At 60.7% G+C, this 11,971-nt stretch carries 13 protein-coding genes and 1 pseudogene; 5 read left to right on the top strand and 9 right to left on the bottom strand.

Going from position 1 to position 11,971, the window contains the following annotated elements; genetic code table 11:
- Window positions 1–159: 159 nt before the first annotated feature.
- On the bottom strand, window positions 160–1,269 hold the full coding sequence (gene ribBA / locus C8K63_RS18730; RefSeq protein ID WP_108218051.1) for a bifunctional 3,4-dihydroxy-2-butanone-4-phosphate synthase/GTP cyclohydrolase II: 1,110 nt from the start codon (window positions 1,267–1,269) through the stop codon (window positions 160–162).
- 70 nt (window positions 1,270–1,339) lie between these two features.
- Between ribBA and C8K63_RS18735 the strand changes: the two genes are divergently transcribed.
- Window positions 1,340–1,636, top strand: coding sequence for a DUF1330 domain-containing protein (locus C8K63_RS18735; RefSeq protein ID WP_108218052.1), 297 nt, complete (start codon window positions 1,340–1,342; stop codon window positions 1,634–1,636).
- Window positions 1,637–1,809: 173 nt separating this feature from the next.
- Here C8K63_RS18735 and C8K63_RS18740 read toward each other — a convergent pair whose 3' ends face one another.
- Both C8K63_RS18740 and C8K63_RS18745 read right to left on the bottom strand, forming a co-directional pair.
- Window positions 1,810–3,120 carry an ATP-binding protein gene (locus C8K63_RS18740; RefSeq protein ID WP_108218053.1) on the bottom strand — a complete coding sequence of 437 codons (1,311 nt, stop codon included), beginning with the start codon at window positions 3,118–3,120 and terminating at the stop codon, window positions 1,810–1,812.
- Window positions 3,117–3,857 carry a response regulator gene (locus C8K63_RS18745; protein ID WP_007978356.1) on the bottom strand — a complete coding sequence of 247 codons (741 nt, stop codon included), beginning with the start codon at window positions 3,855–3,857 and terminating at the stop codon, window positions 3,117–3,119. The genes C8K63_RS18740 and C8K63_RS18745 overlap by 4 nt, the downstream gene beginning before the upstream one ends.
- A 306-nt stretch (window positions 3,858–4,163) precedes the next feature.
- Here C8K63_RS18745 and C8K63_RS18750 point away from each other — a divergent pair, with 306 nt between their 5' ends.
- From C8K63_RS18750 to C8K63_RS18760, 3 genes are all read left to right on the top strand, one after another.
- Entirely contained in the window at window positions 4,164–4,427 is a 264-nt protein-coding gene (locus C8K63_RS18750; protein ID WP_108218054.1) for a DUF2790 domain-containing protein, read from the top strand.
- A 48-nt stretch (window positions 4,428–4,475) separates the two neighbouring features.
- The gene (locus C8K63_RS18755; protein WP_108218055.1) at window positions 4,476–4,688 is read left to right on the top strand and encodes a hypothetical protein; all 213 of its coding nucleotides are present in this window, start codon (window positions 4,476–4,478) and stop codon (window positions 4,686–4,688) included.
- 146 nt (window positions 4,689–4,834) lie between these two features.
- Window positions 4,835–6,052, top strand: a complete 1,218-nt coding sequence (locus tag C8K63_RS18760; protein WP_108218056.1) for a cytochrome c biogenesis protein DipZ — start codon at window positions 4,835–4,837, stop codon at window positions 6,050–6,052.
- 17 nt (window positions 6,053–6,069) lie between these two features.
- Here C8K63_RS18760 and C8K63_RS18765 read toward each other — a convergent pair.
- Window positions 6,070–6,216: pseudogene (locus C8K63_RS18765) on the bottom strand (N-acetyltransferase); the annotation flags it as partial.
- A 130-nt stretch (window positions 6,217–6,346) separates the two neighbouring features.
- On the opposite strand from C8K63_RS18765, the gene C8K63_RS18770 reads away from it, so the two are divergent.
- Window positions 6,347–6,616, top strand: coding sequence for a DUF4242 domain-containing protein (locus C8K63_RS18770; RefSeq protein WP_108218057.1), 270 nt, complete (start codon window positions 6,347–6,349; stop codon window positions 6,614–6,616).
- A 54-nt stretch (window positions 6,617–6,670) separates the two neighbouring features.
- Here C8K63_RS18770 and C8K63_RS18775 read toward each other — a convergent pair whose 3' ends face one another.
- The 5 genes from C8K63_RS18775 to C8K63_RS18795 all read right to left on the bottom strand — a co-directional run bounded on the left by C8K63_RS18775 (window position 6,671) and on the right by C8K63_RS18795 (window position 11,954).
- A complete protein-coding gene (locus C8K63_RS18775; RefSeq protein ID WP_108218058.1) occupies window positions 6,671–7,063 on the bottom strand; it encodes a DUF488 domain-containing protein in 393 nt (130 codons plus the stop codon).
- A 2-nt stretch (window positions 7,064–7,065) separates the two neighbouring features.
- Window positions 7,066–7,788: a phosphatidylcholine synthase gene (pcsA, locus tag C8K63_RS18780; protein ID WP_108218059.1), complete on the bottom strand. Its 723-nt coding sequence runs from the start codon at window positions 7,786–7,788 to the stop codon at window positions 7,066–7,068.
- A 489-nt stretch (window positions 7,789–8,277) separates the two neighbouring features.
- Window positions 8,278–8,952, bottom strand: coding sequence for a DUF3313 domain-containing protein (locus tag C8K63_RS18785; protein ID WP_108218060.1), 675 nt, complete (start codon window positions 8,950–8,952; stop codon window positions 8,278–8,280).
- Window positions 8,953–9,002: 50 nt separating this feature from the next.
- Window positions 9,003–10,271, bottom strand: coding sequence for an OmpP1/FadL family transporter (locus tag C8K63_RS18790; RefSeq protein WP_108218061.1), 1,269 nt, complete (start codon window positions 10,269–10,271; stop codon window positions 9,003–9,005).
- Between the two features lie 69 nt (window positions 10,272–10,340).
- Window positions 10,341–11,954, bottom strand: coding sequence for an arylsulfatase (locus tag C8K63_RS18795; protein ID WP_108218062.1), 1,614 nt, complete (start codon window positions 11,952–11,954; stop codon window positions 10,341–10,343).
- Window positions 11,955–11,971 lie beyond the last annotated feature (17 nt).

Below are 11,971 nucleotides of genomic sequence, written 5' to 3' on the forward strand. Positions count from 1 at the left end.
ATTTGGATGTGTTGATTGAACCGGGCTTGACTGGCAATGCATCCCTTGTGGGAGCGAGCCTGCTCGCGAAGAGGCCGGTACATTCGACATCTTCATTGGCTGACACTCCGTCTTCGCGAGCAGGCTCGCTCCCACAGGGGAATTGCATTCAGCCCAAAATCACGCGGTGAACGGAATACTCTCCACCACTTCCAGGTCATACCCGGTCAAGCCCGCATATTTCAGCGGCGGGCCGAGGTGGCGCAGCTTGCCGATACCCAGGTTCTGCAGGATCTGCGCTCCAGTGCCCACTTCCGAATAAATCCGCGACTGCGAACGGCTGAACTGCCGTGGCGGCTGGGTCAATTGCGGTACGCGTTCGAGCAACGCCTGCGAGGATTCGTGATTGGCCAGCACCACCACCACGCCGTGGCCTTCGGCGGCGACGCGCTGCAAGGCGGCCCACAACGTCCAGTTGGTCGGCCCGCTGTATTCGGCGCCGACCAGGTCGCGCAACGGGTCAATCACATGCACCCGCACTAGCGTTGGCTCTTCGCGACGCAAATCGCCCATGACCATGGCCATGTGGACACCGCCTTCGATGCGATCCTCAAAGGTGATCAGACGAAAGGTGCCATGTACAGTCGGCAGGTCGCGTTCACCGATGCGCACGATGGTGTGTTCGGTGCTCAGGCGATAGTGGATCAGGTCGGCGATGGTGCCGATCTTGATCCCGTGCTTGCGTGCGAACACTTCCAGATCGGGACGGCGGGCCATGGTGCCGTCGTCGTTCATCACTTCGACGATCACCGAGGCGGGCGAATGGCCGGCCAGGCGGGCCAGGTCGCAACCGGCTTCGGTATGGCCGGCACGGGTCAGCACGCCGCCTTCCCGGGCGCGCAGCGGGAAGATATGGCCGGGTTGCACGATGTCGGCGGGGCCGGCATGGGCGGCGACGGCTGCGGCCACAGTGCATGCCCGATCCGCAGCGGAGATGCCGGTGGTCACACCGACGGCGGCCTCGATGGACACGGTGAAGGCAGTGCTGAACACGCTGCCATTGCTTGGCACCATCTGCTCCAGGCCCAGGCGTTTGCAGTGCTCGTCGGTCAGGGTCAGGCAGATCAGGCCGCGGGCTTCACGGGCCATGAAACTGATCGCCTCGGGTGTGCAGCAATCGGCGGCCAGCAACAGGTCGCCTTCGTTTTCCCGGTCTTCATCGTCCACCAGCAGGACCATTTTGCCGAGGCGGTAATCTTCGATGATTTCTTCGATGCTGTTGAAGGCCATGCTGGAGTCTCGGTATTTGTTGGATTGGTAATGTGGTATACCATAATACAAAATAAACCGAGAGGTCACTATGAAGGCGTACTGGATTGCTCACGTGGATGTCACCGACCCCGATCAATACAGCCAATACACCCGGCGGGCGCCGCAGGCGTTTGCGCTGTACGGCGGTCGGATTCTCGCGCGAGGTGGGCGCAGTGAGGCGATGGAAGGCCGCTCGACGCCGCAGCGCAGTGTGGTGATCGAGTTTGATTCCTATGAGCAGGCGGTGGCTTGTTATCGGTCCGAGCAATATCAGGAGGCGCGCGGGTACCGTGAGGGGGTGGCCGTGGCAGAGGTCATCATCGTCGAAGGTATGGCACCGGCATAACGAACACCGCATCACCCTGTAAGAGCTGCCGAAGGCTGCGATCTTTTGATCTTGTTTGTCAGGAATAACGCCAACAGATCGCAGCCTCGTTGCACTCGACGCGATGAGGGCCTGCCAGCCAACCATTCTTCACAGCTGGTCTGGCATTCCTCGCCCCCCCGAACCGAAAACTTCTACCCCGGCAATTTCAGCTCCGCACACAACCCGCCACCTTCACGATTGCTCAAGGTCAACGACCCTCCAATGGCAATTGCCAATTGCTGGGCAATTGCCAGTCCCAGCCCGGTGCCGCCGGTGCTGCGGTTGCGGGAGTTCTCAACGCGATAGAACGGTTCCATCACTTGCTTGAGTTCTTCTTCGGCGATGCCCGGGCCGCGGTCGAGGATCTTGATCGACAGGTTGCCATCGGCCTGTTTTTCCACTTGCAACTCGGCAGCACCGGCAAATTTCAATGCGTTGTCCGTGAGGTTGACCAGCACCCGGCGCAAGGCGTGGGGGCGGGTGTCGATAACGGTGGTGCTTTTGCCTTCGAGCTGCACGTCCTTGCCCATGTCCTGGTAGTCGAACACCAGGCTGTCGAGGAACGAGTCGAGGTCGGTGCGGCGGCTTTCTTCGGTGGCGCCGTGGATGCTGCGGGCGTAGGCGACACCTTCGCGGACCAGGTGTTCCATCTCGCCCAGATCGTTCAACAGTTTGTCTTTTTCGCTGGAGTCGTCCATGAACTCGGCGCGCAGTTTCATGCGGGTGATCGGGGTTTGCAGGTCGTGGGAAATCGCCGCGAGCAACTGCATGCGTTCCTTCAGGTACGCCGCGATGCGTGCCTGCATCGAGTTGAAGGCCTTGGCGGCGTGGGCGACTTCGGTTGGGCCTTTTTCGTCCAGGAGCACGGGATGAGCGTTGGGGTCCAGGGTTTCAACGGCACCGGCGAGACGGGTGAGGGGGCGGATGGCGATTCTGACCGCCAGCCAGGAACAGGCCAGCATCAGCGCCAGTTGCCCGAGCAGCACGATGGGCAGCCAGGGCGACAACGGGACCATCGCCGGGCGGACGTCGATGGTCAGCGGGCTGCCATCCGCCAGGTTCAAGTGCACTTGAAAATGTTTTTTCGGCCCGGGGATGTCGGTAAAGGTCATCGGGTAATCGTGGCCGATGGCGTCTTTGATCGAGGCAATGGCAATGGGTGCATCGGGCATGTCGGTGCGGATGGGCGTGCCCGACGAACCCTCATTGAGCATGTAGCTGTGATTGCGCCGCTCCAGTTGTTTGAGCCAAGCGGCTCGCTCATCGGCGGGCAAGCGGTCGAGGATGGCAACGGAGGTGGAAACGTCGGTTTCCAGGTTGCCGAGCATGGTGTTTTTCGAGGATTCGTAGCGCTCGTAATATTGCGCACCGAAGGACAGCGCCTGGGCGAGGATCAGGCCGATCAGGAAAATCAGCGACAGCCGCGAGGCCAGGGTCCGCGGCCAATGTAGCGCCTGGGTCATGATTGATCGCCCAGGATTTCCACCGGCAGGGAGAACACATAGCCTTCGCTGCGCACGGTCTTGATGTAGGCCGGTTCGCGGGCGTCATCCAGCAGGCGCTGGCGCAGGCGACTGACCAGCAAGTCGATGGAGCGGTCGAACAGGTCGGCGTCGCGGCCCTGGGTCAGGTTGAGCAATTGATCGCGGTTGAGCACCCGTTGCGGGTGGTCGAGAAACACCCGCAGCAATCGATATTCGGCACCGCTCAGGGCCACCATGGTGCCGTCTTCATCGAGCAGGTGGCGGGCCGAGGTGTCCAGGCGCCAGCGGCCGAAGGCCAACAAGCGGCTGGCTTCGGTCACTACCAGGTTCGGCGGCAGCATGCGGGTGCGCCGCAGCACCGCGTTGATCCGCGCCAGCAGTTCACGGGCAGCGAACGGCTTGACCAGATAGTCGTCGGCGCCCATTTCCAGACCGAGGATGCGATCGGTTTCATCGTTGCGGGCGGTGAGCATCAGCACTGGCGTAGTCTTGTGTTTGCCGGCGCGCAATTCGCGGCACAACAGCAAGCCATCGTCCCCCGGCATCATGATGTCGAGCACGATCAGGTCCACCGGGGTGGTTTCCAGAAAAGCGCGCATCTGCCGTCCATCCGCCACGACGGTAGTGCGCAGGCCGTTCTTCTTCAGGTAGTTGCCCACCAGTTCGCGGATTTCGCGGTCATCGTCGACGATGAGGATGTGATCAACATGATCCATTGGGCCAAACCTCTGATAAATGGGGAATGCCGCACAGTCTATCGAGCCTGGGCGGGCTCGCCTGCCGTCCTTTGTATTGCAGTGTATCTGGCTTGCCTGAGGATACACACGAAGGCAAAAAAGCCGATTTCCAGCGGTTTTGTATGGCTGTGTATCCAGGCACCGTTCTGATACGCAGCGATTGATTCACGCCGATTCCCGACACAGACGAGATACCTCGCAGGCTTTTAATAGGTTCCATCGAGGCAAACCAGAGCGCCTCGGATCAACCAACGATCAACCTGTTGAAACCTTGAGGGACTCGCCATGAACACCAGAGCCATCTACGCCGCCTGCCTGTTTGCCGCCCTGAACATCTGCACCTTGTCGGCCCGTGCCGAAGCCGATGTTGCTCCGAAAACCTACACCTACGGCACCCAACTTGACATCAGGAAAGTGGTGTCGCTGACCGAGGACGCTACACCTTCCTGCGGCGTGGTGAATGCGCGGTTGACCTACCTCGACACCCAGTCGAAATCCCAGGTGCTCGATTACCGCAAATTCGCCGACAACTGCAACTCGGAAAACTGAGTGTCGCGCCCAACGACCGCTTAATCCATTTGAATCAGGAAGGACATCATGAACAACGTTTCCCGCATTTTGACCGCCATCACCTTTTCCGTCGCCGGTGCGGCGGCCCATGCCAACGCGGCTGTCGAGCAAAGCGTCTGCACCAGCAACACTTGCTTCCAGCTCACACCGGTGGCGGAGAAGGGCACCCATGACTTCCTTGCGCAAGACGGCTCCAGCCGCACGCCGCAAGGGCAGTTGCTGGATGAACAGACCGCTTGAGAACACCCCCGACCCACTGTAGGAGCGAGCCTGCTCGCGATAGCGATAGATCAGTCAACGATGTGTCGCCTGACCGTACGCCATCGCGAGCAGGCTCGCTCCTACAGTGGTGATGTGTTGCCCTTTAATTTGCATCAGGTGATCCCATGTTACTCATCGCTTTCCTGGGCGGCATATTGACCGTCCTCAGCCCGTGCATCCTGCCGGTCGTGCCATTCCTGTTTGCCGGGGCCGACCGCACACGTTCCTCGATCCTGCTCACCCTCGGCGGCATGGTCCTGACCTTCGCCCTGGTCTCCAGCCTGGCCGTGGTCAGCAGTGAGTGGGTGATTCAGGCCAGCAACACCGGCCGCCACGTTGCCCTGTTCGTGATGGTGCTGTTCGCTCTGTCGCTGATCTCCACCCGGGTCGGTGACTGGCTGGCGCGGCCCTTCGTGCTGCTGGGCAATCGCATCGACCCGAACTCGCGCAAAATGTCCGGGCCACTGGCTTCGATCATGATCGGTGTCGCCACCGGGTTGCTCTGGGCACCGTGCGCCGGGCCGATCCTCGGGGTGATTCTGACCAGCGCCATGCTGCAGGGCGCGAACGCCGGCACCAGTCTGTTGTTGGTGGCCTATGGCGCGGGCAGTGCGCTGTCCCTGGGCACCCTGATCTTTGCCGGTCGCGGCCTGGTCAATCGCTTGAAACCGTCTATTCCGGTTACGGGCTGGTTGCGCCGTGGCGCCGGGGTTGCGGTGCTGGCCGGCGCGGCGGTGATTGCAACGGGGGCCAACGACCTGTTGCTGGCCAATACTTCTTCGCAAGGTGTCAGCAGTGTCGAGAAGGGCGTGCTGGAGACCGTGCCGAAAGTCGTCGATTACCTGGTCAGCAAGGTCAAGGCCGACAGCACCATGGGCAACGCCCAGGGCGCCATGCCGTCGCTGTCCGGCGCAGTGGACTGGCTCAACTCGCCCGCCCTGACCAACGAAGCGCTGAAAGGCAAAGTGGTGCTGGTGGACTTCTGGACCTTCGACTGCATCAACTGCAAGCACACCCTGCCGTACGTGAAGGACTGGGCGAAGAAATACGAAAAGGACGGACTGGTGGTGATCGGCGTGCACACGCCCGAATACGGCTTTGAACGGATCATCGACAACGTCAGGAACAAGGTGAAGGAGTACGGCATCACCTACCCGGTGGCGATCGACAACAACTACGCGATCTGGCGCAACTTCGACAACCAGTACTGGCCGGCGCACTACCTGATCGATGCCAAGGGGCAGGTGCGTTACACCCACTTCGGTGAAGGCAGCTACGACACGCAGGAACAAATGATTCAGCAGTTGCTGGAGGAGGCCAGGGCCGGCGCGCCAGCGGCGTAATCCACTCGATCAATGGCTCACAGGTCCCGAGCCATGAGCCATTGATCTTTTTCCCGCGCTTCAAAACGCTCCAGCAGCACCCAGCCGCGCTTTGCGTAATAAGCACTCTGGTCCTGAGTGTGCAGGTAGATCCTCTTCTCGCCGCTGGCTTTGGCTTGCGCGCAACGTGGAGTCTCCGGACGATCGGGCAGGGTTGGGCGACGATCGGGCAGGACGCCAACGCCGGTGAGGGCGATAGTTTGCCCACAGGGTGAGTGCCGCCCTGCCATCCAGAACAAGAAAAGAGAGGTTGCCATGCCGAAGTTCGTGATTGAACGCGATATCCAGGGCGCTGGAGCATTGTCGGAAAGGGATTTGAAAGCCGCTTCGCAAAAGTCCTGCCGGGCGTTGCGTGAGTTGCCAGAGGTGCAGTGGCTGCAGAGTTATGTCACCGGTGACAAACTCTATTGCGTGTACATCTCGCCGAGCGAGGAACAGATCCAGGAGCACGCCAGGCTGAGCGGTTTTCCTGCCAACCGCATTTCCCGGGTCATGAACATCATCGACCCGACAACGGCGGAGTAACCGCGGCCGGACCCGATTCGTGTTGGGCGGGCGACAAGTCGCTGGTGGTGCCGGCTAAATGACCTTCGCCCCACGCGCCTCCAGCAACTCGCGCAACACCGAGCGATGACAATGCGCTTCATCCTCGCAATAACAGCCCACGGCCAGGGACGTCCGGTGGGACAACGCGGCCAGCAAGTCCAGCAGCTGACTGGCAGTGGGCTGGCTCATCTCGGCCTTGAATTTGCGTCTGAACACCTCCCAGGCCTTGGCATCTTGCGCAGCCTTGGCCTTGGCCTCGGCCACCAGCTCCGCGCTGGGTGACAGCAACGGCTGCCAGACATCATAAAAATCCCGACTGGCGAATTCGGCTTTCGGTACGCCGCGGGGAGGGCGGCGTACCGTACCCAAGCGCAAACCTTCGTCAGGGTGGCGGGGTGATCCGAGTTGAACGATATGGACCGCCATGGCTACTTGTGCCTCGATTCGTCGAACCACTCCAGCGCCGTGCGCCACAGGCAGATACCCAGGAAGTACGCCGACATCAGCAGCCACAGCCCCATCACCAGCGGGTTGATCAACGGATGGTTGAGCACCAGCGACAAACTGCACAGCAACCAGATGGCCGTCACCGCAATGTTGATCGGCATGAAGCGGCGCACGCGAAACGGGTGCAGGAATTTCATCCGGCTCACGGTCAGCAGGGACAGGCCAATGACTGTAACGAAGGTGATCCACGGTGACGGGGCGATGATGTACAGGCACAGGGCAACCACGTTCCAGGCGGCAGGGAAGCCCTGGAAGTAGTTGTCCTTGCTCTTCATGTTGACGTTGCAGAAGCAGAACAGCGACGACACCAGAATCAGCGACACGCTCAGCAGCAAGGTGTAGTCCGGCAACGGGATGTAGCGGTAGATGAACAGCGCCGGGATGAACACATAGGTCAGGTAATCGATCACCAGGTCGAGGATCGAGCCATCGAAGCTCGGCAATACCGATTGCACGTTGACCTTGCGTGCCAGCGCACCGTCCAGCCCGTCGACGATCAGGGCGACACCCAGCCACAGCAGGCAATGGGTCGGTTGGTTGTCCAGCAGGGACAGGGTGGCCAGGAAAGCGGTGACCACGCCAGTGGCGGTAAAACCATGGGCACCCCATGCTTTGAGTCTGGCGATGTACAGGGTTGAAATCACGGGGGCGTTCTCCAGTGAATGAAGCAAGCCAGTTGTCACCTCGCGTACGGGGGTGGTGGCAAACCGGGTCGGGTTGCAGGTATCGACCGGGTATCCGGGAATAAGGTTCACCACCTATGAATCTTAGCTGCGCCGGCAAAAAATACCCCGGGCCAATCCGCGCTTGCGAGGGCGCGTCGACCCAACGGTGCTGGCACGTTCACCTGCGAGGTCTATCGTTGCCTGACTGGATAACCCCCCTGCAAAAGAGGACCAGCGTCTGATCAGCACTGAAATCGGGCGTCACCGCGCCGCCTCCAGGGTCGTCCGGTGGCCCTGGTCCGCACGCTGGATGGTATCGCTGGAGAGCTGTTTTTCCACAAGAATGCCGGGTAACTGGCAATCAGCGCCGCAAGGTGTTGGCGGGTCGGGATGAGAAAGTGAAGGGGATGGTCAGGAAGGGAGCTCCAGGTGGCAAGGGAGCAAGCTCCCTTGCCACCTGGGCGGGTGTTACTTGAGGAACGCCTGGAAGTCGGTGCCCAGTTTGTCGATCGCTGCCTTGAAGTCCTTGGCGGTAATCTTCTGGCTTTCGTTTTCCAGGGCGGTGCCAAACACCTTGCGCACCACTTTGGCCACGGTCTGGTTACTCTTGGCGTCAACGAACTCGGCTTCGATGAACAGGGTGGTGTCCTGGTCGCGGTGACCGGTGGCGGCCTGAGTCGCGCCGACAACGGCCGCAACGGGTACCACTTCATACCACTTCATGCCTTCGTTCTCGGCGTTCACCCCGGTAATCGCCGCCCGCATGATCAGGGACCGGGAACCCGCCGTGACGGATGAGGAAGTGGGTACTACGCGGTACTTCTGACCCAGCGAGGCCTTGGCCTTGCTGGTCATGTAGTTCTGAATGTCGGTCAGCGTCTGCTGGTTGACCCGCTCATTGGGTTTGGGGGCCGGGTACAGTTCCAGTTTGTTGAACACCACGGTGTCATAAGCATTCGGGTTCCACGAAGGGCTGACCCAGCGCATCGCGGTCCCGCCGCTCTGCGTTTCGACTTCCTGCAGATTGTTGTAGTTGGGCAGGAAGCCAGAGTATTGCGCCTTCTCCGTCACTTTCGAGGTGCAACCGCCTAGCAACAGACTGGCCAGCGCGGCGCCGACAAGCAGGTTTCGGGACAGATTCATAATGGTGTTTACTCCTTGGATGAAATCGTCGTTCTTTCGTTTACAAGACATCAGAATCGCCAGGTCATGTTGCCGCTCAGGGCTTGAATCCAGGCATTGTCGAATTGACCGGAAACTCGATTGCCCGATACGGATTTGGCCTGGTCCACCGGCATGTCGCCGAGCCAGACCATGGCCCAGCTGACGTTGATATCGGTGTCCCGGTTCAGCGCATAGGTGGCGCCTGTGGCAATGCGCCAGGATTCGCCCATCGGCACGACCACGCTACGGTTGCTGTCCGAGACGGCACTGCTGTCGTAGGCTACGCCGACGTTCCACAACCACTGCTCGGTAGCCTGGTATTGCGCGCCAAGGGACAGGTGCCAGGTGTCCTTGAAGCCGGCGTCGACCGTTGTCGATTGCGCACCAAGGGCCGTGGTGTCGACCTCCACGGCAATGTCGCCGAACTCGGACCAGTCCTGCCAGTTGGCCGAGGCCAACAGCGCCCATTGCCGGTCCAGTTGCTGGAACAGGCTCAGGGTGACGGTTTGCGGCACCTTCATGTCGAGTTCGGTGTTGGTGTTGTTGACTCTCTCGAGCAGACGTCCGTCGCCCTTCACATCGAGCCGGTCCTCGAAGTCCAGGTCGACCTGGCTGGTGTAGGTCAGGCCGATGCGCGTGCCGGGTTGCGGGGCGTAGATCACGCCGACGTTGGCGCCATAGCCCCAGGTGTTGTCCCTGTACTTGAATTGGCCGTCAGCGCGGTCGGTGAAGCCGAAAGGGGAGCGGTCGATAGCGGTGTCGGCCTTCAGCATGCCGTACATGGCCTTGATGCCCAGGCCGACCGACCACTGCTCGTTGAAGCGATAAGCCACGCTCGGTACCAGCGACAGGCCGAGCAGGCTGGAGTTCTGCGCGAAGTAGCGGCCGGACCAGTCGTTGTCGTAGTTGACTGCCAGGCCGAAGTCACCGTACTGGCCGAAACCGACGCTCCAGTGCTCGTCCAGTTCATGGCTGATGAAGAAGCTGCCACCGGGAATCGGATCGAGGGCATTGCCACTGCCGCTGCCCGGGGTGTTGGTGCCGGAGTCACGGTCGAAGCTCAAATCGCCATACAGGACCTGCAAGCCGGCGGTGATTTGCGTGCCCGGCAGGTAGCTCATGCCCGCGGGGTTGCTGGCGATGGTCGAGGGGCCTTGGGCACGGGCGGCGGCACCGGCGTTGGCGAGGCCGGCGTTATCGGTGCCGATTTCGTAGAGCATGATGCCACCGGCCCAGGCTTGCTGGCAGCACAGGGCAAGTAGCGCAGAGGCGGGCAGGGTAGCGGTTTTTGTCGGCATTGAAATCCCTCAGCAATTGTCCATTTCGAATACGGGTGGACTGCACCAGCCACCCGTGGATTCGGCTGTTTACTTGGCCATCTCTGCCCGAGCCGCGGCGATCTTGGCTTTGACCGAGTCGAGGTTGAAACTCGCGCCTTTTTGCATCGGCGGGAACTCGATCGCTGTTTCTGCCAGTTTGGCCACCTGCTGCTGGACGAACACGAAACGCCAGAATTGGAACTTGAACCAGTCGAAGTATTGTTGCGAACCCTGCGCGGCCTGATTTTCCGGCCAACCCATGCGTTCGAACGGGTCGAGTCGAAGATTGGTCAGGATCGGCACGTCCACAGCAACTTTAGCCCCCAGCCAGCCACCCGGTTGGTCAATGAAGCGATATTTGTAGTCGTCTATGCGCACTGCACCCAAGGAGCTCTCTCCAAAGTAGAAGACTTCATGCCGGTTCGATGGACCTTTTCCGGTGATCATTGGAGTTTGATCATAGCCGTCCAGATGAACTTTGTAGGTGGTGTCGCCCAATTGTTTGCCTTTGAGCAGTTCGGCGGTGATGTTCGGGTTGCCCGCCGCCGCGACCAGGGTCGGGAACCAGTCCATGCCGGACATGATGCCGTTGGCGACTTGGTTGGCCGGCACCTTGCCCGGCCAGCGAATGATCGCCGGCGCCCGGAAGCCACCTTCCATGACCGTGCCTTTGCCCATGGCGAACGGCGTCGTGCCGCCATCGGGCCAGGTGAAGTTTTCCGCACCGTTGTCGGTGGTGAAAATCACGATGGTGTTGTCGTCCATGCCGTCTTTTTTCAGCTTCGCCAGGACATCGCCGACGACGTCATCGAGCTGCGCCATGCCGGCTTCCTGTTCCGACCAGCCATTCTCCGAGTTGCGCATGGCTTCGTACTTGTCGGACAGGTGCGTGACGATGTGCATGCGGGTCGGGTTGAGCCAGACGAAGAACGGTTTGTTGTCCTGCTTGGCCTTGTCGATGAAAGTGAAGGCCTTGTCGCGAATCTCCTCGTCGACGGTTTTCATCCGCTCCGGATAGAGCGTGCCGGCGTCTTCGATTTTCTGCTTGCCCACCTTGCCCCAGCGCGGCATTACGGTCGTGTCATCGGTGGTGGTGGCCCAGCTGTGGACCATGTTGCGTGGGCCGACGCGGTCCAGCAGGTCCTTCGGATAATTGGGGTGCGCCGGGTCTTCCATGGCGTCGAGGTGATAGAGGTAGCCGAAGAATTCGTCGAAACCGTGGACGGTGGGCAGGAACTGGTTCAGGTCGCCCAAGTGGTTCTTGCCGAACTGGCCGGTGGCATAACCCATGGCCTTGAGTGCGGTCGCGATGGTGACGGCTTCGGCGGGAATGCCCACGGGCGAGCCGGCCTGGCCGACGGTGGTCATGCCCGTACGAATCGGCAGTTCGCCGGTGATGAAATTGGCGCGTCCGGCGGTGCAACTGGCTTCGGCGTAATAGTCGGTGAAACGCATGCCTTCATTCGCCAGTTGGTCGAGGTTGGGGGTTCTGCCAGCCATCATGCCCTGGTTGTAGACGCCGATATTCGACCAGCCGATATCGTCGCCCATGATCACCAGGATGTTGGGGGACTTGTCAGCGGCCAGGGTCAGGGCGGGTAACGCCATTGCAGACAACAACAGGGGTAGCGCAAACATCGTGGATAAGGATGTCCGGTTCATGTCGAGCTCCTGCGTAC

The sequence above is a fragment of the Pseudomonas sp. GV085 genome (assembly GCF_003050925.1).
In the GTDB taxonomy this organism is placed as follows: domain Bacteria; phylum Pseudomonadota; class Gammaproteobacteria; order Pseudomonadales; family Pseudomonadaceae; genus Aquipseudomonas.

What these genes read in the sequence shown, in the direction of transcription:
- ribBA (WP_108218051.1), bottom strand. Translation starts at nt 1,269, where the DNA reads ATGGCCTTCAACAGCATCGAAGAAATCATCGAAGATTACCGCCTCGGC.
- C8K63_RS18735 (WP_108218052.1), top strand. Translation starts at nt 1,340, where the DNA reads ATGAAGGCGTACTGGATTGCTCACGTGGATGTCACCGACCCCGATCAA.
- C8K63_RS18740 (WP_108218053.1), bottom strand. Translation starts at nt 3,120, where the DNA reads ATGACCCAGGCGCTACATTGGCCGCGGACCCTGGCCTCGCGGCTGTCG.
- C8K63_RS18745 (WP_007978356.1), bottom strand. Translation starts at nt 3,857, where the DNA reads ATGGATCATGTTGATCACATCCTCATCGTCGACGATGACCGCGAAATC.
- C8K63_RS18750 (WP_108218054.1), top strand. Translation starts at nt 4,164, where the DNA reads ATGAACACCAGAGCCATCTACGCCGCCTGCCTGTTTGCCGCCCTGAAC.
- C8K63_RS18755 (WP_108218055.1), top strand. Translation starts at nt 4,476, where the DNA reads ATGAACAACGTTTCCCGCATTTTGACCGCCATCACCTTTTCCGTCGCC.
- C8K63_RS18760 (WP_108218056.1), top strand. Translation starts at nt 4,835, where the DNA reads ATGTTACTCATCGCTTTCCTGGGCGGCATATTGACCGTCCTCAGCCCG.
- C8K63_RS18770 (WP_108218057.1), top strand. Translation starts at nt 6,347, where the DNA reads ATGCCGAAGTTCGTGATTGAACGCGATATCCAGGGCGCTGGAGCATTG.
- C8K63_RS18775 (WP_108218058.1), bottom strand. Translation starts at nt 7,063, where the DNA reads ATGGCGGTCCATATCGTTCAACTCGGATCACCCCGCCACCCTGACGAA.
- C8K63_RS18785 (WP_108218060.1), bottom strand. Translation starts at nt 8,952, where the DNA reads ATGAATCTGTCCCGAAACCTGCTTGTCGGCGCCGCGCTGGCCAGTCTG.
- C8K63_RS18790 (WP_108218061.1), bottom strand. Translation starts at nt 10,271, where the DNA reads ATGCCGACAAAAACCGCTACCCTGCCCGCCTCTGCGCTACTTGCCCTG.
- C8K63_RS18795 (WP_108218062.1), bottom strand. Translation starts at nt 11,954, where the DNA reads ATGAACCGGACATCCTTATCCACGATGTTTGCGCTACCCCTGTTGTTG.